Annotated in this window: 15 protein-coding genes; 5 read left to right on the forward strand and 10 right to left on the reverse strand. The window is 75.1% G+C overall.

What is annotated here, in order from left to right:
* Positions 1-69 precede the first annotated feature (69 nt).
* Together ABT048_RS08650 and ABT048_RS08655 are read left to right on the forward strand one after the other, a co-directional pair.
* Positions 70-1,254: a toll/interleukin-1 receptor domain-containing protein gene (locus ABT048_RS08650; RefSeq protein WP_350520579.1), complete on the forward strand. Its 1,185-nt coding sequence runs from the start codon at positions 70-72 to the stop codon at positions 1,252-1,254.
* 95 nt (positions 1,255-1,349) lie between these two features.
* Positions 1,350-1,826 carry a hypothetical protein gene (locus ABT048_RS08655; protein WP_350520580.1) on the forward strand — a complete coding sequence of 159 codons (477 nt, stop codon included), beginning with the start codon at positions 1,350-1,352 and terminating at the stop codon, positions 1,824-1,826.
* A gap of 120 nt (positions 1,827-1,946) precedes the next feature.
* Here ABT048_RS08655 and ABT048_RS08660 read toward each other — a convergent pair whose 3' ends face one another.
* On the reverse strand, positions 1,947-2,630 hold the full coding sequence (locus ABT048_RS08660; RefSeq protein ID WP_350520581.1) for a L,D-transpeptidase family protein: 684 nt from the start codon (positions 2,628-2,630) through the stop codon (positions 1,947-1,949).
* Between the two features lie 323 nt (positions 2,631-2,953).
* Between ABT048_RS08660 and ABT048_RS08665 the strand changes: the two genes are divergently transcribed.
* The gene (locus ABT048_RS08665; protein WP_350520582.1) at positions 2,954-3,460 is read left to right on the forward strand and encodes a mycothiol transferase; all 507 of its coding nucleotides are present in this window, start codon (positions 2,954-2,956) and stop codon (positions 3,458-3,460) included.
* A 92-nt stretch (positions 3,461-3,552) separates the two neighbouring features.
* Here the strand turns inward: ABT048_RS08665 and ABT048_RS08670 are convergent, their stop codons facing one another.
* The 3 genes from ABT048_RS08670 to ABT048_RS08680 form a co-directional block, all read right to left on the reverse strand.
* Entirely contained in the window at positions 3,553-4,509 is a 957-nt protein-coding gene (locus tag ABT048_RS08670) for a hypothetical protein (RefSeq protein ID WP_350520583.1), read from the reverse strand.
* A gap of 231 nt (positions 4,510-4,740) precedes the next feature.
* A complete protein-coding gene (locus ABT048_RS08675) occupies positions 4,741-5,067 on the reverse strand; it encodes a hypothetical protein (protein WP_350520584.1) in 327 nt (108 codons plus the stop codon).
* 442 nt (positions 5,068-5,509) lie between these two features.
* Positions 5,510-6,355, reverse strand: a complete 846-nt coding sequence (locus ABT048_RS08680) for a hypothetical protein (protein ID WP_350520585.1) — start codon at positions 6,353-6,355, stop codon at positions 5,510-5,512.
* A 266-nt stretch (positions 6,356-6,621) separates the two neighbouring features.
* Between ABT048_RS08680 and ABT048_RS08685 the strand changes: the two genes are divergently transcribed.
* Both ABT048_RS08685 and gad read left to right on the forward strand, forming a co-directional pair.
* The gene (locus ABT048_RS08685) at positions 6,622-7,989 is read left to right on the forward strand and encodes a chloride channel protein (protein ID WP_350520586.1); all 1,368 of its coding nucleotides are present in this window, start codon (positions 6,622-6,624) and stop codon (positions 7,987-7,989) included.
* A 134-nt stretch (positions 7,990-8,123) separates the two neighbouring features.
* Entirely contained in the window at positions 8,124-9,512 is a 1,389-nt protein-coding gene (gene gad, locus ABT048_RS08690; RefSeq protein WP_350520587.1) for a glutamate decarboxylase, read from the forward strand.
* Positions 9,513-9,609: 97 nt separating this feature from the next.
* Here gad and ABT048_RS08695 read toward each other — a convergent pair whose 3' ends face one another.
* From ABT048_RS08695 to ABT048_RS08720, 6 genes are all read right to left on the reverse strand, one after another.
* Positions 9,610-10,863: an MFS transporter gene (locus ABT048_RS08695; protein ID WP_350520588.1), complete on the reverse strand. Its 1,254-nt coding sequence runs from the start codon at positions 10,861-10,863 to the stop codon at positions 9,610-9,612.
* Entirely contained in the window at positions 10,860-13,499 is a 2,640-nt protein-coding gene (locus tag ABT048_RS08700) for an SAV_2336 N-terminal domain-related protein (RefSeq protein WP_350520589.1), read from the reverse strand. The genes ABT048_RS08695 and ABT048_RS08700 overlap by 4 nt, the downstream gene beginning before the upstream one ends.
* Positions 13,496-14,509: an AAA family ATPase gene (locus ABT048_RS08705; protein ID WP_350520590.1), complete on the reverse strand. Its 1,014-nt coding sequence runs from the start codon at positions 14,507-14,509 to the stop codon at positions 13,496-13,498. Before ABT048_RS08705 ends, ABT048_RS08700 begins: the two co-directional genes overlap by 4 nt.
* A 101-nt stretch (positions 14,510-14,610) precedes the next feature.
* Positions 14,611-16,770, reverse strand: coding sequence for a VMAP-C domain-containing protein (locus tag ABT048_RS08710; protein WP_350520591.1), 2,160 nt, complete (start codon positions 16,768-16,770; stop codon positions 14,611-14,613).
* A gap of 5 nt (positions 16,771-16,775) precedes the next feature.
* Positions 16,776-17,267, reverse strand: coding sequence for a CU044_2847 family protein (locus ABT048_RS08715; RefSeq protein WP_350520592.1), 492 nt, complete (start codon positions 17,265-17,267; stop codon positions 16,776-16,778).
* Between the two features lie 98 nt (positions 17,268-17,365).
* Positions 17,366-17,920, reverse strand: a complete 555-nt coding sequence (locus tag ABT048_RS08720; RefSeq protein ID WP_350520593.1) for a cell wall mannoprotein 1 family protein — start codon at positions 17,918-17,920, stop codon at positions 17,366-17,368.
* Positions 17,921-18,279 lie beyond the last annotated feature (359 nt).

Below are 18,279 nucleotides of genomic sequence, written 5' to 3' on the forward strand. Positions count from 1 at the left end.
AACTGCCTTGCCCCGGTGCTATGTTCAAGCTGTCCGGCTCGTAGTCCGCAGGAACCTCGGGGGCCACCCATGACCGACGCCGGCGCCGACCGCGATGCCGACACCGACCGCGACGCTGCCGACCGCGCCCGCGAGCAGGCCACCCGAGCCCTGCTCGCCGAATACGCCGCCGGAGCCCGCGAGTTCACCGGCCGGACGTTCACCGGGCTGCGCCTCGGCCAGGAGAACCTCAGCGACGCCGTCTTCGTCGACTGCGAGTTCGACGACTGCATCCTCGCCCTGGGTGCCTTCGACCGCTGCGAGTTCCGGGGCTGCCGCCTGCGCCGCATCAACGCCATCCAGGCCTCCTTCATCGAGGCCCGGTTCCTGCACTGCGACCTCGAAGAGGCGGCCTTCCGCACCGCCGACTTCTTCAAGGCCACCTTCCGCGGCGGGAGCTTCGGCGGCAACTACCGCGAGGCCTTCTTCGTCCAGGCCGTCTTCGACGAGGTCACCTTCCTCGGCGCCCGTTTCGACGACGCCCACTTCGGGTTCAACGTCTTCTCCGACGCCAAACTCGTCGCCACCACCCTGGACCCGGTGGTCGTCGACGGGCTCTGCCGGATCGACGAGCGCACCATCTCCACCTCCTTCATCCTCAACAGCCGGGCCCTGGACGTGGCCCGCGAGCAACTTCACGACGACCGGGCGGCCCGGGAGCTGACGCGCGACCTCGCCGGGCTGGAACGGTTCTTCGTCCGGGCCGGGGCCGACCCGGACACCGTGCGCGCCTACCGCGCCACCGCCCGCGGCGGCCGCGAGCCGGCCCGCCCCAGCGTCTTCATCAGCTACAGCGCGGCCGACGAGTCCTTCGCCACCGAGCTGCGCGACCAGCTGGAGGCCAACGGTGTGGACACCTGGTTCGCCCCGCACGACATCCGCGGCGGCCGCACGATCCTGGAGCAGGTCACCGAGGAGATCCAGCGGCGGGGTCGGATGATCCTCGTGCTGTCCGAGGCCAGCATGGCCAGCAACTGGGTGGCCACCGAGATCGGCCGGGCCGTACGGGCCGAGCGCGAGAGCGGGACCCGCAAGCTCTTCCCGATCCGCATCGTTCCCCACGAGCGGCTGCTGCGCTGGGAACTCTTCGACGCCGACGCCGGCTACGACGTGGCCCGCACCATCCGCGAGTACTACATCCCGGACTTCTGCGACAACGGCCTCGCCCTCCACCAGTCCGTCAGCCGCCTGGTCCGCGACCTGCGGGAAGGGTGAGGACGCTCCGGGGCTGAGGACGCTCCGCGCCCGCGGGAAACCCGTAGAACTCCACTGACAGGAGATGTCAGTGGAGCGCCCCTAGCCTGCGGCGCATGGACAACAGCACCGGCTTCGGCTTTTTCACCGGCACCTACGACGTCGTCAATCGTTGGCGCAAGGACTTCCTCGACCCTGCCGAGGGCGACGACCGCTGGGAGGAGTTCCCGGGTCTCAGCCGCGCCTCGGCCCACTTCGACGGGCGGGCCAGCTTCGACGAGATCGACTTCCCGACCAAGGGCTTCGCGGGCCTGACCCTGCGGCTCTACGACCCGGCCGCCGACGCGTGGTCCCTGTACTGGGCGAACAGGCGCACCGGCGTCCTCTTCCCGCCCGTCACCGGCCGCTTCGGTCCGGACGGCACCGGCCTCTTCCACGGCGACGACGAGTACGACGGCCGGAAGGTGAAGGTCCGCTTCGTCTGGTCCGGGATCACCGCCACCGCCGCCCACTGGGAGCAGGCGTTCTCCGTGGACGACGGCCGGACGTGGATCACCAACTGGCACATGCACATGACCCGCCGAGAGGACTGACCGGCTCGCACGGCCCCGCCGCCACAGCACACGGCCCCGCCGACGCGCACGGCCCCGCCGACGCGCACGGCCCTGCAGGGGCGGTACCGGCGGCGCTCCGGGAACCGGCCCCGGGGGTGCCTAGCCGATCGCGATGACGGGGTGGTCGGCGGGATCGATCCACTGCATCGTCCGGGCCATGAAGGCGGCGGGGACGGCGACGCAGCCGGCCGTGGCGCCGGCCTGCGGGCCGAGGTCGTGGAGGAAGATGCCGGCACCGCGGCCCTTCACCACCGGGGCGGTGTTGAAGTCGATGACCAGGGCGTTGTCGTACTGGACGGGGTAGTTGACGAGGTGTTCGCTGCCGAGAGGCCCCTGTTCGGTGAGGTGGAAGCCGCCCTCGGTGTCGGTGCGCATGCGGTTGTAGTAGGCGGAGGACGGGTCCTGGACCCACCAGTCGTGCGGGGTGACGTGGTGGTAGGGCATCCTCGTGCCCGGGTCCGGGGCGATGCCGAAGGCCTGGGTGAGGGTGTACGTGCCGGTCGGTGTGGTGCCGGTCCCCTGGACGCGGGTGGCGCCGTCGTGCAGGCCGCCGGAGCCGATGCGCGCGTCGGCGGTGGAGTCGAGGGACCGCCAGAGGCCGTCCTGGCGGGCCCACAGGGTCACGGTGGCGCGGGTGCCGTCCGCCTTGACCGTGACCACCTGGTCGGCCGGGCCGGTCGTCACCGGCACCGGGAACGGTCCGTCGCCCGCCCGTGCCCCGACCGGGGCGGGGCCCGCACCGGTCAGGGTGACGGCGGCGCCGAGCGCGAGTGCGACGCTCACGCGACGAAGTGCCGAACGGCGGCGGTCGGCGGGGAGTGTCCGGGAGACGGCCATGGCGGGGCCCTTCTGGTGTGGACGGCACGGGCGGGGCGGCGGGGCGGGGCGGCGGACCCCCTGGTGGGCGAAGGCGTCAGTCCACACCCGGGGTGGTCCCGACCACGCCAGGGCCATGATCGGATCGCCGGGGCACCCGCGCCAGCACCGACACCGCCGGGCCCGGGTGGCCGGGGCCCGACGGGCGGGACACAATCGTCGGGGCGGCGCGTGGCCCGCCACGCCGCCGGTGGGACGACGTACTCGACCAGGAGGCGACAGTGACCGGTGTGACCAGCGCCGATCTACTCGTGGACGCGTTCGACAGGATCCGTGACACGGTCGCCGACGTGGTCGACGGCCTGACCCCCGAGCAGCTGGCGTTCCGGGCGCAGGACTCGGCCAACTCGATCGCCTGGCTGGTCTGGCACCTCACCCGGGTGCAGGACGACCACCTTGCCGACGCGACCGACCGCGAACAGGTGTGGACCGCCGACGGCTGGGCGGGCCGGTTCGAGCTGCCGTTCGCCGCGGCGTCCACCGGCTACGGGCACCGACCCGCACAGGTCGCGAAGGTCATCGCCACCGCCGACCTCCTCCTGGGCTACCACGAGGCCGTCCACGCACGGACCGTCGACTACGTGCGCGGCCTCGACAACCGCTCCCTCGTCCGGATCGTCGACGAGGCCTGGCAGCCCCCGGTCACCCTGGGGGTGCGTCTGATCAGCGTGATCTCCGACGACCTCCAGCACGTCGGCCAGGCGGCCTTCGTCCGCGGCCTGCTGCCCCGGCACTGAGCCCCCGGCGCCGACGGCCCCAGCGCGACACCACCACCACCGACAGGCCCGGCCCAAACGGTCACTCCTCGCCGGGCCGGGTGTGTCGGTCCTCAGTGCCGGTCGGACTCCGGGCCGGCGAGCGGTACGGGCGGCCGGGCGGCGATGGCGGGGCGGGGCTTGACGGCCGCGCTGGCCTCGACGACGGGGTGTGCCGGGAGCACGGGCTGGGCGGGGACGAGGGACGCGGCGGAAACGGGGCCCGGCTTCGGCTCGTCGAGGCCGGGGACGGGCGGGACGACGCGGAACGTGCCGGTGGCCAGCGCCTTGTCCAGCGCCCGGTCCGCGGTCTCGGTCAGCTCCGGGTCGCCGATGTTCCGGACGACCCGGCGGGCGTGATCGACCCGCCCGCGGCCCGCCAGCGCGAGCGCCAGGTGCTCGTGGGCGCCGTAGCGGTAGTAGGAGTGGCGCGCGGTGGCCACCAGGTCCTCGGCCCGGGCGAGCTCGCCGAGGTCGACGAGGGTGGCCGACAGCCCGCAGAGCGCCCGGGACTGGTAGATGTCGTCCGGTTCGCCGGCCAGGATCCGTTCGGCCGTTGCGGCCACCCGCAGGGCGGCGTCGGTGTCGCCGACGCGGGCGAGCGCCGTGATCACCTCGCTCAGGGCGTTCACCTGCTCCTCCGAGTCGGTGGCGGCCAGTGCGGCCCGCTCGGCGAGGTCCAGCAGACGTCGGGCGCCGGCCGGGTCACCGGCGGCGTCGAGCGCCGCGCCGAGGCCGGCGAGGGCGGTCGCCCGGTTGCCGCCGTGGTCGACGGCGTGGGCGACCGGCTCGCCCTGCGCGACGAGCCGCCGGGCGCCCGCCGGGTCGCCGAGGGCGGCCAGGGCCACCGCAGGGACGGCCAGCGCGTAGGCCCGCAGGTACGGGTTCTCGATCGCGGCGACGCCCGGTGCCTCCTGCTCGGCGAGCTGCCGGGCCCGCTCGGCGTCGGTGCACTCGGTCAGGGCGTGCACCAGCTGCGGGGCCGCGTACTGCTGGTGCCACGAGAAGACCGACCGGTCGACGACGGACACTGTGTTCTCCCAGGGCTGTGCGGATGGCTTCGTGGACACTCGTACGCCACACGTGCGGTGCGCAGGCTCCGGTTCACCCGCGCGACGGCGGACCGGCGGACCGGGGGCCGGGGTCCGGGGAGAACGGGCGGAGGCGTCGGTCCGCCGTGGTCGGCGGCAACGCGAAGACGGACCCGGCTGCCACGGGATCGTGGAACCGGGTCCGTGCGTCACGGCCCTGGGGCCGACGGCTCAGCAGCCGCTGAGGATGTCGATCGCGACGACCTGCGAGTCCAGCGACCAGCCCTGACCGGGGTAGAGCCGGTCGATGAAGTTGGAGGAGTACTTCACCAGGGCGCAGTCGTCGTGGCGGGCGTTGGTGACGTAGGCGGCGGACCGGGTCAGCGAGCCGGTGGTCTGCCAGCCCTGGTCCTTGTACATGGTGAGGATGTTGCCGTTCGCGTCCTCGAAGCACACGTACGGCCAGGGGCAGGAGGCCGCGGAGGCCGTCGGCGCGAGCGCGAGCGTGGAGGCAATGAGCGTTACGGCGAGGCCGAGAGCGGCCGTGATCTTCTTCATGAGTTCTTCCTCATTGATGGGTACCGCTGCTGCTGGCCTTCGTCCGGCGCCGCCGGCCCGGGGAGTAGGGCGGCTGCCAGGGGAGTTTCCGATCGGGGTCGGGTACGGTGTGGCGCCCAAGGGCTGTCATCATGTACACGTTCGTCGACCGGGTGAAGGGGGAGGGCTCAGGCGGGGGGCTGTCGAACGTCTCGTCGGGTGTCCGTGCCGTGATGACGCGGACGGGCCGTCGAGATGGGCACAAATGTACGTGCGCCGGGCGCGATTGATGCCGGCTCTGCTCGGTGCCCGGCCTCCGGAGACGGTGTCTCACGTCGACGACCTGCGGTTTGGGACGGCGCTGGACGTGAACTGGAGACGTCTCAAACCGCCGGCGCGGACGCGTCGCCGGTACTCCGGTCGGGGCGCCCGACCTGGGCGGCCCTTCTCCGCGCCGGCCGCGTCAGGGGCGCTCGACGTACTGCAGGACACCGCCGAGGGAGAAGCAGAGCGCGCCGGTGAGGGTGCCCCAGTTGGCGATGTCGGAGTTGACCAGGCTGTCGGTGGCCGGGCGGGTGTAGGCGGCGAGTGCCGAGACCATGAAGAGCACGGAGCCGAGCTGGTTCACGGCGACGATCCACCAGCCGAGGCTGCGGCGGCGGATGCAGGGCCGGCCGTGGCAGATCTCGGCGAAGGCGAGGTGGCCGGCGATCAGGAAGAGCAGGCAGCCGATGACGTCGGGCGTCCAGATCAGCCGGTTGACCTGCCGGACGCTCAGCCCCTGCAGGAAGGAGAAGACCAGGTTGACGCCGAACACGAGGGTGCCGGTGAACAGCACGAACGCGCTCAGCCAGTCGACCCGCGTCGGCTCGTAGCTCCACCAGCGCCACGGGCGGGTGACCAGTCGGCCTTCGCCGCCCGGCACGTGGCGGGGGGCGTTGACGACCTGGAGGAGCGAGACGTAGCCGCCGGTGTTGAAGAAGAGCCCGCCGGCGAAGTAGATCGAGGCGCAGGTGGTCGCGTCGCCGGAGCCGAACTGCGCGACGGCGGCGCCTGCGGCGAAGAGCGCGCCGCCGATGACGAAGGCGGTGGCGGCGATGGCGTTGAGCCGGCGCAGCCGGGCGAGGGCGGTGTCGTCGGCGCTGGTGGGCCGGGGCGCGGCCGCGCCGGGCGGGTGGACGGCGAGGATGCCGCGGCGCCGTGCGGGCCGTGACTCCCACACGGCGGTGCCGCCGCCGGGCGGGTGCCAGGTGAGCCGGGTGGTGAACGGTCCCGCGCCTTCGGCGCGCTGCTCGGGCTGTCGTCCCACGAGCCGAGACTAGACCGCCCGACGGACCGTCCGCCGAGCGCAACGCCGTACCGCGGACGGCCGTCCGCCGGGACCGGCAGCCCAGCCGCAGCCGCAGCCCACGAGTCCGAGCGTGCCGCAGCCGGACGGATCCGCTCGCGCCCGCCATGATCGGAGGACGGATGCGCACCGGCCACCGGCCGCCGCTCGGCCCGGCCCGCGCCGCCACCAGACCCAGGCCCGTACGACCCGGACTTCCGGGCGGGCCGGACCCCGAGGGGATGCCCATGCCGTCCGGACCGCCGACCGAGGACGCGGCAGCGCCGCAGAACCCGTACGAGATCGTCCGCAACCGCGGGTACGTGGCGGTGCTGGTGATCTCCGCACTGCTCGGTGTCCCGGTCTCGGCCGGCGCGTTCGGCTTCCTCGCGCTGGTCACCGAACTCCAGTCGCTGGTCTACACCGACCTGCCGAAGGGTCTCGGCTTCGCCGGCACCCCCGACTGGTGGCCGATCCCGCTGCTCGCGGTGGCGGGCGTGCTGGTCGCCCTGACGATCCGCCACCTGCCGGGCGGCGGCGGCCACCGGCCGGCCGAAGGGCTCAAGACCGGCGGCACGCCGTCGTTCGCCTCGGTGCCCGGAGTGCTGATCGCCGCGGTCGTCTCACTCAGCCTGGGGGTCGTCCTCGGCCCGGAGGCCCCGCTGATCGCGCTCGGCGGCGGGCTCGCGGTCGGTGCCGTCCGCGCGCTGAAGCGGGACGCCCCGCCCAGCGCCGTGTCCGTGATCGGCGCGGCCGGCAGCTTCGCGGCCATCAGCGAACTGCTGGGCTCCCCCCTCATCGGCGCCTTCCTCCTGATGGAGGCGTCCGGGCTGGGCGGGCCGATGCTGGGCGTGGTGCTGGTCCCCGGCCTGCTCTCGGCGGGCGTCGGGTCGCTGATCCTCACCGGACTCGGCAGCTGGACGGGCCTGGGCACGTACTCGCTGGCGCTGAACCAGGTGCCGGCCGCCGGCCGGCCGACCCTCGGCGAGTTCGCCTGGGCGGTCGTCGCGGGGGTGGCCGCCGCGCTGCTCGGCGAGGCGATCCGGCGCTCCGCGCTCACCCTGCAGGGCGTGGTGGACCGGCGCCGGCTGCCGCTCACCGTGCTGATGGGCGTCGCCGTCGGCGTGATCGCCTTCGCGTACGCGGAGATCACCGACCGGCCGGTCAGCGGTGTCCTGTTCTCCGGGCAGGACGCGCTCGGGCCGCTGCTGGACGGCGCCTCGGGCTACACGGCCGCCACCCTCGTCGTGCTGCTGGTGTGCAAGTCGCTGGCCTACTGCGCCTCCATGAGCGCCTTCCGCGGCGGCCCGGTCTTTCCGGCCGTCTTCGCGGGCGCGGTCGGCGGCCTCGCCCTCAGCCACCTTCCCGGCCTGGGCACCACCGCCGGATTCGCGGTGGGGATCGGTGCGATGACGGTGGCCATGCTGAAGCTGCCGATGACCGCCGTCCTGCTGGCCACGCTGCTGCTCGGCCAGGCCGGCCTGACCGTGATGCCGCTGGTGATCGTCGCGGTGGTGGTCTCGTACGTCGGCACGCTCCGGCTCGCCCGGCTCCCCGCCGCTCCGGCGCCGCCGGACGTGCAGCCGCCGGCGCAGCCGAAAGCGCCCGCGGCCTGAGTCCTGACCGGGGGCAGTCGTTGCCCAGGGGATGCGGCGGGATGCGGCGGACGGCGTACGCCCGCAGGCCGGGACCTCGGTTCTGCCCGTATTGTCCGATTCGGAGGATCCGAGGACGACACGAGAGGTGACCGGTGGCTCTCCACAACGCACAGGAGCCGGCGTCCGATGCGGCCGTCGACATCTTCGCCTCACCACTGAGCGAACACCCCCTGCCCAAGCGGGCCATGCCGGACTTCCCGGCACCGCCGCAGGTGGTCTTCCAGCTGCTGCGCAACGAGCTCCTGCTGGACGGCAACGCCGCGCAGAACCTCGCCACCTTCTGCACGACCTGGACGGACGACGAGGTCCGCCGGCTGATGGACCTCTGCCTGGACAAGAACATCGTCGACAAGGACGAGTACCCGCAGACCGCCGAGATCGAGTCGCGGTGCGTGAACATCCTCGCCGACCTCTGGCACGCCCCGGTCGGCTCCGGCGAGTCCAACGCGGTCGGCTGCTCGACCACCGGCTCCAGCGAGGCGGCGATGCTGTGCGGCCTCGCCCTGAAGTGGCGCTGGCGGGACCGCCGGAAGGCGGCGGGCCAGTCCACGGAGCGGCCGAACCTGGTGTGCGGCCCGGTCCAGGTGTGCTGGGAGAAGTTCGCCCGGTACTTCGACGTGGAGCTGCGCCAGGTGCCGGTGGAGCCCGGGGCGACCGGACTGCAACCGCACCAGCTGCGCGAGTACGTCGACGAGAACACCATCGGCGTGGTCGCGATCCTCGGGGTGACGTACACCTGCACGTACGAGCCGGTGGGGGAGATCGCGGCCGAGCTGGACCGCCTGCAGGTGGAGACCGGCCTCGACGTGCCGCTGCACGTGGACGCGGCGTCGGGCGGGTTCATCGCGCCGTTCCTCCACCGCGACCTGGTCTGGGACTTCCGCCTGCCGCGGGTCGCCTCGATCAACGCCTCCGGTCACAAGTACGGGATGGCCCCGCTGGGCGTGGGCTGGGCGCTGTGGCGGGACCAGGCCGCGCTGCCGGACGGGCTGGTCTTCCACGTCGACTACCTCGGCGGCGACATGCCGACCCTCGCCCTCAACTTCTCCCGCCCGGGCGGCCAGGTCGTCACCCAGTACTTCATGTTCCTGCGCCTGGGCCGCGAGGGGTACCGCCGGGTGTACCAGGCCTGCGCCGACACCGCGCAGCACCTCGGCCGGCAGATCACCGAGATGGGCCCCTTCACCCTGCTCTACGACGGCGTCGGCGCCCTGCCCGCCGTCTCGTACACCCTCACCGACCCCGACTCGGTCGGCTGGAGCCTCTACGACCTCTCCGACCAGCTCCGCATGCGCGGCTGGCAGGTCCCCTCCTACCCGCTGCCGCCGGACCGCCAGGAGACGGTCATCCAGCGCGTCCTGGTCCGCCACGGCGTCGACCGCGACGAGATCGAGCTGCTCGCCGACGACATGCGCCGGGCCATCAAGATCCTCGACCAGGGCCGCCCCCACGATCGCGACCGCGTCGGCTTCCACCACTGACGGCCCCACCGGGCAGGCCCCGCCGCCCCCGCCGGCCCCCGCCACCCCCGCCGCCCCGGCAGGCGACGGCGGGGGCCGACGGGGGCGACGACGTGCGTCAGTCCGGGGCGTGCCGGGCGAGGGCGAGGAAGCCGGCGGCGGCGGCCAGGCCGGTCAGGGCGCAGGCGCACCAGAGGGCGGCGGAGCCGAGCCGGTCGTACGTCCAGCCGCCCGCGGCGGCGGCCAGGACGCCACCGGCCGACCAGGCGAAGGCGCTCGCCCCCTGGTAGCGGCCGGCGGCTCGGGCCTTGGCGAAGCGGGCGGTCAGATCCAGGCTGACCGGGCCGCTGATCACCTCGCCGGCCGTCCAGACCACCACCGTCAGCGCGTACGCGGGCGCGGAGCCGGCGAAGGAGGTGAGGCCGAAACCGGTGCCGCACAGCGCCGCTGCCAGGGCCAGCAGGCGGAACGGGGAACGGCCGTCGAGCAGGCGCCCCGCCGGGAGCTGGGCCAGGCAGACGATGACGCCGTTCAGCGCGATGACGGCGCCGCAGGCCGCCGGGCTCAGACCGTCGTCGGCCATCGCGACCGGCAGCATGGTGGTCATCTGCTGGAGCACGGCGGCGACCAGGGCGAAGAGCAGCACGCAGCACAGGAACGGCCGGTCGGCGAGCAGCGCCCGGCGGCCGCGCGCCGACGCCTCCCCGGGGGCGGGCCCGCCGTCGGTGCCGCCCACGGCGCCCGCCGCGCAGTCCGCCGCGTCGGCGCCGGACGGGGCCGGGACGCGCAGGAGCACCACCAGCGCGCAGCACAGGGTCGCCGTGGCGTCGGCCAGGAAGAGCACCGGGTAGCCGGTCCGGGCGGCCAGGCCGGCGAGCAGCACCGAGATCGAGAAGCCCAGGTTCATCGCCCAGTAGTCGAGGGAGAAGGCGCGCACCCGGTCCTCGGGGCCGAGCAGTGCGGACATCAGGGCCGCGGTGGCGGGCCGGGCCGCGCCGGTGGTGCAGCCGAGGGCGGACGCCGCCGCGAACAGCGCCGACCCGCCGGTGGTCAGGCCGAGCACGGCCGTCGCCGCGGCGGTGCTCAGATGGGCGCCGACCAGGGCCCGGTGGCAGCCGAATCGGTCCGCCGCCGCGCCGCCGGCCAGCGCGCCGACCGTGCCGCCGACGGCGAAGGCGGCCGCGACCAGCCCGGCGAAGGCCGCCGAGCGGCCGCGCTCCACGGTCAGGTACAGCGTCAGGAACGGGACGGCGAAGGTGCCCAGGCGGTTCACCAGGGTGCCGGCCCACAGCCACCAGAACGCCGGGGGCAGCCCGCGCGTGCCGAGCGCCCCGGTCGACCCCGGGGCCCGCGCAGGGGAGTGGCCGCTCACCGCTTTCTTCCCGCCTCGGGGCCGGGCAGGCCGGCCAGCAGCTCGCGGGCCCGTACGGCCTCCGGGTGTCCGGGCCCCAGCACCGTCTCCACCTCGGGGGCCAGCTCGGCCAGCAGGGCGCGGGCCTGCTCCACGTCGCCCGTCGCCAGCGTCCAGTGGGCGTACTCGACCCGGCAGGTCAGGAAGATCGCGTGTTCGGGGATCAGCACCGAGCTGACGTCCGTCAGCAGGCTGCGCATCAGCTCCAGGGCCTGTGCTGGGTGGCCCGCCGCGCCGGTCCAGCGGGCGATGCGCGAGCGCACCGCGAACGGGTAGGAGTGCGCCGGGCCGAGCGCGGCGGTCACCCTCGGCAGGACCAGCCGCAGGGTCGCCGCGGCCTCCGCCGGGGCCCCGGCGGCGCCCTTCCAGTGGGCGTGCTCGGCCTCGGTGATCGGGCGCAGCGGGTGGTCCTCCGGGGCGTGCCGCCGTACGTCGCGCAGCAGTTCCTCGGACAGTTCCAGGGCCAGCCCGGTCCGGCCCGCCTGGCCGTGCCAGGAACCGATGTTCGCCCGGGTGTTGAGCACCGCGACGTGCTCCTCGCCGAGCAGCCGCCGTTGCCGGGCGAGGAGTTCGTCGTAGCACCGGACCGCGCGCTCCGGGTCGCCCAGTTCCCCGGTCCAGTAGGCGAACCGGCCGTAGGAGGCCACCGTGTCGGCGTGGTCGGGGCCGAGCCGGGGCTCCTGGTGGTCGAGCACCGAGCGGTAGCGGTCGACCGCCTCGGCCGGGCGGCCCGAGCGTCCGGCCCATTCCGCGGCGGTGGCCGCGGTCGCCAGCGTGCGGTCGTCCCCGGGGCCGAGCAGCCGTGCCAGTTCCAAGTGCAGTTCCCGGGCCAGCCGGTGCGCGGTCTGCGGGGCGCCGGCCCGGCCGATCCACTCCGCCAGGTCCCGGCGGCCGGCCAGCACCCGCAGGCTGTCCGGGCCGTGGTGCCGGACCAGCCGGTCCAGCACCTCCTCGCCGCGCTCCACCGCGGCCCGCCACCGGCCGGCCGCGACCAGCGCGGCCAGCCGCCGGTCCTGCCCGGCCAGCGGGTCGAAGCCGTCCGGGGTGCCCGGGCCGGGGGAGGGCCGGTCAGCCGGGGCGGTGAAGTGGCGCAGCAGCGGCTCGGCGGACAGGGCGAAGGCGCTCGCCCCCGGGGCCAGGGCGCTGCGCCCGGCGAGGTCGGCCTGCAGCGCGGGCGCCCGGCCGGAGCCCGGAGCCGAGGAGCGCAGCACGGCGCCGACCAGGTCGGTGGTGGCGAGGAGGTCGCCGACCGGCACCGTCTCCAGCAGCAGGTCGCGCAGCCCCGGACGGAAGTCGTACACGGCGGGGCCCGGCCCGCCCAGGCCCGGCCGGCGCCGCAGCAGCCCGCCGAGGAGGACCTCGGCGAGCGGGGCCGGATCGACCCGGCCGTGCACGGCGCGTTGCACCAGGCGCATCAGCGCCAGGGTCAACGGCCGCACCGCGGCCAGGTGGCCCGCCAGCCGGTACGCCTCCGGGGAGGCGGCCCGGCGGAAGTGCGCCAGCCGTCCGGTCAGGTGGGCCGGCGCGTCGTCGCGTCCATGGCCGTCCGACGGGAGGTCGTCGGCGGCCCCGTGCGGGGCCAGGGCGAGGGCGGGCAGGATCGTCGGCCGCCCTGCGGCCACGAGGGCGGCCCAGCCGGCGAACGCTCCCGGCTGGAGGTCCAGCACCGGCACCGGTGTGCCCGGGACGGGGAGTTCGGGCAGCACCGGGTCGGTGGCGGTGAGCTCGACATTGGCCGCCCCGGGCCGGTTTCCGCGCAGCAGCAGCCGCTCCACCGTCAGCGCGCTGCCCGACCAGAGCCGCTGCGGCAACGGCTGGACGACGGCGGTCGGACAGCGCCGGGCCCAGTACGCGAGCAGCGGCGCGACCCGTCCCCGGTGCCAGCCCGCGCCGATCGCGTCGGAGAGCACCAGGACGGTGCCGCGGCCGTCGGCCGGGCACAGCGACGCCGGTGCGACCACCGGCGCGCTGCGGGTGAACGGCCGGGCACGCAGGACCGGCGGCCCGTCGGTGCGGCTGTCCAGCCCGAAGCACCGCACCGTGCGGAAGTGGCCGACGTGCTCCATCACCTCCCGGACGCCGGCGGCGGCCTCCTGCCACAGCTCCATCGACAGGCCGTCGTCGACGACCAGCGCGGCGCTGAGCCAGCGTTCCCGGCCCGGGCGCAGGACCACGTCCAGCACCCCGGTCTCGGCGATCAGCTCGGCGGTGGCCGCCTCGTCCAGCCGCTGCCGGTGCGCCGACGCGGTGGTGCGGCGGAGCGGGCGCAGGGCGCGGCCGATCGGCAGCGAGCCCGGCAGCGCGCGTCCGGCGGGCACCAGGACCGGCCGCGCCGCGGTGCCGGGCGAGGCCGCGCGGGTGTGGGCGTACAGCCCGGCCGGGGTGGGGGGTTCGGTCGCGTCGGGCAGCGTGGCACCGGCAGCGCCGCCCGGCCGCTCCCGGCCGTCGTTGGCGGGCCGTGCCGCGGCCGGGGCACCGGGCGCACCGGCCAGGCCGCCGGGCGGGATGCGCCGGGCCAGCCACAGGATCTCGGCCAGCTCGGTCGGGGTGAGGTGGGTGGCGGCGGGCTGCAGCACCGTCCGCAGTCGGTCGATCATCCGAGCCCGGGCTCCGGCTCCTCCAGCGGGCGCAGCACCGCGCCGAGCAGGCCCTCGCGGCCCAACTCCACGCCACTGAGGCGCAGGTGGACGGCGTTGAGCAGCTGGTCGGTGGCCAGCGCGCCGCGGTCGTGGTCGCGCCGGTGCAGGAAGGCCTCGATCAGATCCTCCCCGGCCTGCAGCCCGTCCTCGCCCAGGTGGGCCCGGACGATGTCGCGCAGCCGTGCCTCGTCCGGCTCGGGCAGGTCGAGACGCACACACCTGCGCAGGAACGCCGGCGGGAAGTCCCGCTCGCCGTTGCTGGTCAGGACGGTGACGGGGAACTCCTGGCAGCCGATCAGGCCGTGGTGCACCGGATGGCGCTCCCGGGTGCCGGTCAGCATCACCCGTACGTCCGGGTGGTCGTCGGGCAGCCGACTCAGCTCGGGGATCTCGAACTCGCCCTCCTCGAACACCACCAGCAGGTCGTTGGGCAGGTCCAGGTCGCCCTTGTCCAGCTCGTCGACCAGCAGCACCCGCGGCCGGCCGGGGCGCCCGGTGGCGAGCGCGGTGCCGAGCGGGCCGAGCCGCAGGTAGCTGCCCATGTCCGGCTCCGGGGCGGCCAGTTCGCGGGACCGGCCGGTGTCGCGCAGCCGCCCGACGGCGTCGTAGCGGTAGAGGCCGTCCTGCAGCGTGGTGCGGCTGTTCACCGGCCAGCGCAGCACCGGGCCGAGCCCGAGCTCGCGCGCCAACGAAGCCGCCAGCGAGGACTTGCCGGTGCCGGGACGCCCGGTGACCAGCAGCGGGCGGCGCAGGTGCAGTGCGGCGTTGACCACGTCGGCCTCCTGCGGGCCGATCCGGTACGCCGGGGCGGGCCGCGGGCCGGGCAGGGCGCCGAAGCGGCGCCACGGCGGGGCGGCGGGCAGCGGCTCGTCGCGCACCACCGCGTCGTCGCCCCGGTAGATCCGCCAACCGTCCCCGCCGTCGTCCTGTGCCGCGGTGGCCGGCTCCGGTCCCGTCGCTCCGCTCATCGTCGCCCTCTCCTCGTTCGTGCCTCGGTCCGTGCCTCGTCCGTGTCTCGGTCCGTGCCTCGTCCTCCCCCGGCCGGCGCCGACCCGCCCGCGCCGCCGGATCAGTCCCGCGGGTCGCCCAGCCCGAGGGTCTCCGGATGCCCGTCAGGAGAATCCCAGACCAGCGCCAGATTGCGGTGCAGGCCGTCCGGGGATTCCGTCAGGCGCGCCTCGTACACCAGTCGGGGAAGCTGGTACGGCGCCGCGCCGTGGACCAGCTCCCGCACCCGGTCCGGCGGGATGGCGTGATCGGCCGGGCGCAGCCACAGCACCCCGGGCACCCCCACGGCCAGCGCGATCGCCCGCAACCGCGGCACCTCCTCGGCCGGGCAGCACAGCGCCACACCGCAGACCGGCACCGGCGCACCCCGCTGCTGCACCACCGGGTCCTGCCGGTCCACCAGCGCCAACCGCCCCGAACGCAGGACCTGCCACCGGTAACGGTGTTCGGGCCGGAACGCGGCCCGCCGCAACTCCGGGCTGCGCATCACGCACAGGAAGTCCTGCCCCAGCACGCCCGGAAACAGCTCGTCGGGCCGGTACACCCACTGGTCGACCGCCAGATCGAGCTCCTCCCCGGTGACGAACCACTCCACCACCGGCACCGCGCCGGGCTCCACCTGACCGGTCACCTCCTCCAACAGCGCCCCGAGTTCGGCCAGCAGCCGGGAACGCGGCACCGGAGTGTCCCGGACCGAGCGGTGCAGCGGGCGCCCCCGGGCGTCCGCGGCGTGCAGGGCGTAGCTGAAGTGCTCCGTGCCCGTCGCCCGCCACAGCTGCACCTGCACCACCGGGGCCGGGGCACCGCGCTGCGGACCCCGCTCCCGCGCACGCTCCGCCGACTCCCGCGCCTGGGCCCGGTGTTCGAGCAGGATCTCGGCCAGCCCGAGCCGCTGCGCCACCGCCTCGCTCCACGCGCCCAGGCCCCGCGCGGTGCCCGGACCGGCCGCCGCTGCCGCGAACTCCACCGTGCGCAGCAGCTGCGGGAACCTTCCGTACCGTGGCCGGTAGCGCTCCAGCTCGGCCACCGCCTCCGGCCAGTGGGCCTGCTCCAGGTCAGGGCCCAGCGGCAGCGCCTCGGCCGCGCAGCGCCGCGGATCGGGGACGGTGCCGTCCGCGAGCAGGGTGAGCAGCTCGCGGTGTTCGGCGGCCGTGAGGAACTGCTCGGGGCAGACGCGCAACGCGGTGGTGGCGATCCAGCTCTGCTGTTCCTGCGTACGCGCGGCGCCGGCCAGCAACGCCAACAGGGTCGGCGCGCCGTGCGGACGGGCGGTGGCCAGCCGGACCAGCCGCTCGGCGCTCGCGGGGAAGCCGGCGTCCGCTCCGGCGTCGTTTGCGCCAGCGTTGTTTGCGCCGGCGTCGACACCGGCGCGGTCGTCGCCCGGTTCGGTGGCCGGAGCCGGTTCCGGCCCCGGCCCCGGCTCCGGCTCCGCTTCCAGCTCGGCCAGGAAGCGCCCGGCCAGATCGGCCAGCGCCTCCGGAGTGGTGAGCACGGAGCGCAACGGGCCGAGCAGCTGACGGGCCACCGGGTCCATCGGGCCGTGAGCACCGTCCTCGACGCCCAGCGGACCGGGAAGCGCCTCGCCCGCCTCCTCGAACAGTTCGCGCAGGTCGGCGGCGGGCACCGCGAAGGCCCGCAGCCCGCTGCGACTCACCACCAGCCCCACCACCCGCCGCTGCGCCCGGTCCCACAGCGGCGAGCCGCTGTACCCGCCGACGACGGGCTGCGCGGAGCCGGTGGAGTCGAGCACGATCCAGCGCTCGGTGACGCCCTGCACCAGGACGGCCGCGATGCTGCTCGGCGCCCCGCTGCCGAACCAGGCGTAGGCGGGGCGGCCGGCGTGGCAGCGCCCGGTCCCCACCGGCCGTGCGGCGGGCCCGGGGTCGTCCAGCAGCCGTAACAGCGCCAGGTCGCCGGACCACTCGACGTCGCCCTCCGCGGCGGGCGACCCGTCGGCCCGGCGGGCGGGCAGCCAGGCCGCCAGTGCGGCCCGGAGCCGGCGGCGGCCCGTCGCGGGGAAGGAGACCGCCAGGAGATCCAGGGCCCCGGGGCGTTCCTGGGCGAAGTCCGGCCGGTCCAACACCTGGTTGACCACGTGCGCACAGGTCAGGACCGTACCCGGGGCCAGCAGCACGCCGCCGCCGAAGGCCAGGGGTTCCCCCGCACGGTGCAGGGCGGCGTGCGCGAGCTTGACGGGACGGTCGGGATCGTCCGGACCCATCCCGCCTACCCGCGCGGTGGGTCGGCGGGCCCGGGGACGGTGGCCGCGGCGGCCGGCTCCCGGACGGCTTCTTCCCGGGCGGTCTCCTCGGCGGGAGCGGCGGCAGGGACGTCCGGGGCGGCCGCGGGCCGGGGCGTCCAGGTGGCCCGGACGGTGATGGTGGCCTCGCCGCCCGCCCCGGCGATGCCCAGCTTGAGGTCGTGGGTGAGCTTCACACCGAGCTCCACCTCGACCTCGTCGGGCGGGCGGAGCGCGCCGCGGACGGCGGAGTGCACCGAGTCCAGCACGCCGCCCAGCGGGCTCAGCACGTCGGCGAGGGTGCGGCCGGCGGCCTCCGCCGCCCGCCGGGCCCGCCCGACCGGGACGACCGGGGCGCTGCCGGGCGGCAGATCGGCCGCACCCGGCGGCAGTTCCACGGGGTACGCGGCCGGGGCGGGGGAGAGCTCCACCACCACGCCGGTGCCGTCAGCGAGCTTCAACTCAACTGTCTCACCCATGGGTTGATGATGGCACAGCAGAGGTGCCGGGGACGCGGTATCACCCGAGCCGGTCCACCCGCGGCCGGGCGGCGGCCTGCCGGGAACGGAACCGGGCCCTACGAGAATGCTGAGAGTGCCTTCTTGAACTCGTCGTCGATGCTGGCGGAAGCGGTTTTGATGACCCCTTGGTCGTTCGCGTCCGCGATCGAGGACAGCGTGCCGCTGAACGTGTCGGTGTCGCTCTGGAGGCCCTTGACGGTGTTCGCGACGACCCCGTTCAGGCCGAGCTTCTGGAACTGGGGTGCTTCCTTGGCGAGACCGTCGAGCGACTTCTCCACCCTCCCGGCGAAGTCCGTGTACGTGCTCACGGCGGCCTTCTCCTCGACGGCGACCGTGAGGGGGCCGGCGTCGCGCATCTCCTGCGTGTCGGCCTTCAGGACGGCGTCGAGGTCGTTCATGTCGCGCAGGATCCGATCGGCCTGCTCCTGCGAGCCGTCGAAGTGCTGCACCGCGGAGTCCCAGACACCGGCCTCGCCGTCGGCCTCGGCGATCCCGAGGACGACCGCGGCGCCGCTGACGGGTCCGGCGGCGGTCGCGCTGCCCGCCGGCAGGGTGGCGAGGGTGCCGCCGGTGAGGAGAACCGCGACGAGCGCAGTGGTCCGAATACGCATGATGGTGTCTCTCCTGACGTGAGGAACCGTTGGCCGGTGCGCGGCAGCGCCGCGTCCTTCTCGGCGGCCGGCTCCACCGGAAGCCGCATCGCCTGCCCGCACCAGGGGCGAACCGGGGCGGTCTTCCCGCGCGTGCGAGGTGCCCGGTCGACGATCGGCACCTTCAGTTAGCGCCCGTGGCCCTCGGTTGTCGACTCCAGGCGGTCCTTCGGGAGGACCGCCCGGGCGCCCGTGCCGGCCCGAGTCCGGCCGTGGGGGGGGGGGGGGCGGGGGCCGCGCGGACACCGGCCCGCGCGCCGCGCAGAGCGGCGTCCCCCAGGACGCCAAACAGGCCCCCGCCGGGCCCGGCGCCGCGCCGG

The organism is Kitasatospora sp. NPDC096140 (assembly GCF_040303045.1).
GTDB lineage: Bacteria > Actinomycetota > Actinomycetes > Streptomycetales > Streptomycetaceae > Kitasatospora.

Coding starts and splice junctions, on each gene's coding strand:
- ABT048_RS08715 (WP_350520592.1), bottom strand. CDS start 17,267: ATGGGTGAGACAGTTGAGTTGAAGCTCGCTGACGGCACCGGCGTGGTG.
- ABT048_RS08675 (WP_350520584.1), bottom strand. CDS start 5,067: ATGAAGAAGATCACGGCCGCTCTCGGCCTCGCCGTAACGCTCATTGCC.
- ABT048_RS08685 (WP_350520586.1), top strand. CDS start 6,622: ATGCCGTCCGGACCGCCGACCGAGGACGCGGCAGCGCCGCAGAACCCG.
- ABT048_RS08650 (WP_350520579.1), top strand. CDS start 70: ATGACCGACGCCGGCGCCGACCGCGATGCCGACACCGACCGCGACGCT.
- ABT048_RS08720 (WP_350520593.1), bottom strand. CDS start 17,920: ATGCGTATTCGGACCACTGCGCTCGTCGCGGTTCTCCTCACCGGCGGC.
- ABT048_RS08655 (WP_350520580.1), top strand. CDS start 1,350: ATGGACAACAGCACCGGCTTCGGCTTTTTCACCGGCACCTACGACGTC.
- ABT048_RS08700 (WP_350520589.1), bottom strand. CDS start 13,499: ATGATCGACCGACTGCGGACGGTGCTGCAGCCCGCCGCCACCCACCTC.
- ABT048_RS08705 (WP_350520590.1), bottom strand. CDS start 14,509: ATGAGCGGAGCGACGGGACCGGAGCCGGCCACCGCGGCACAGGACGAC.
- ABT048_RS08710 (WP_350520591.1), bottom strand. CDS start 16,770: ATGGGTCCGGACGATCCCGACCGTCCCGTCAAGCTCGCGCACGCCGCC.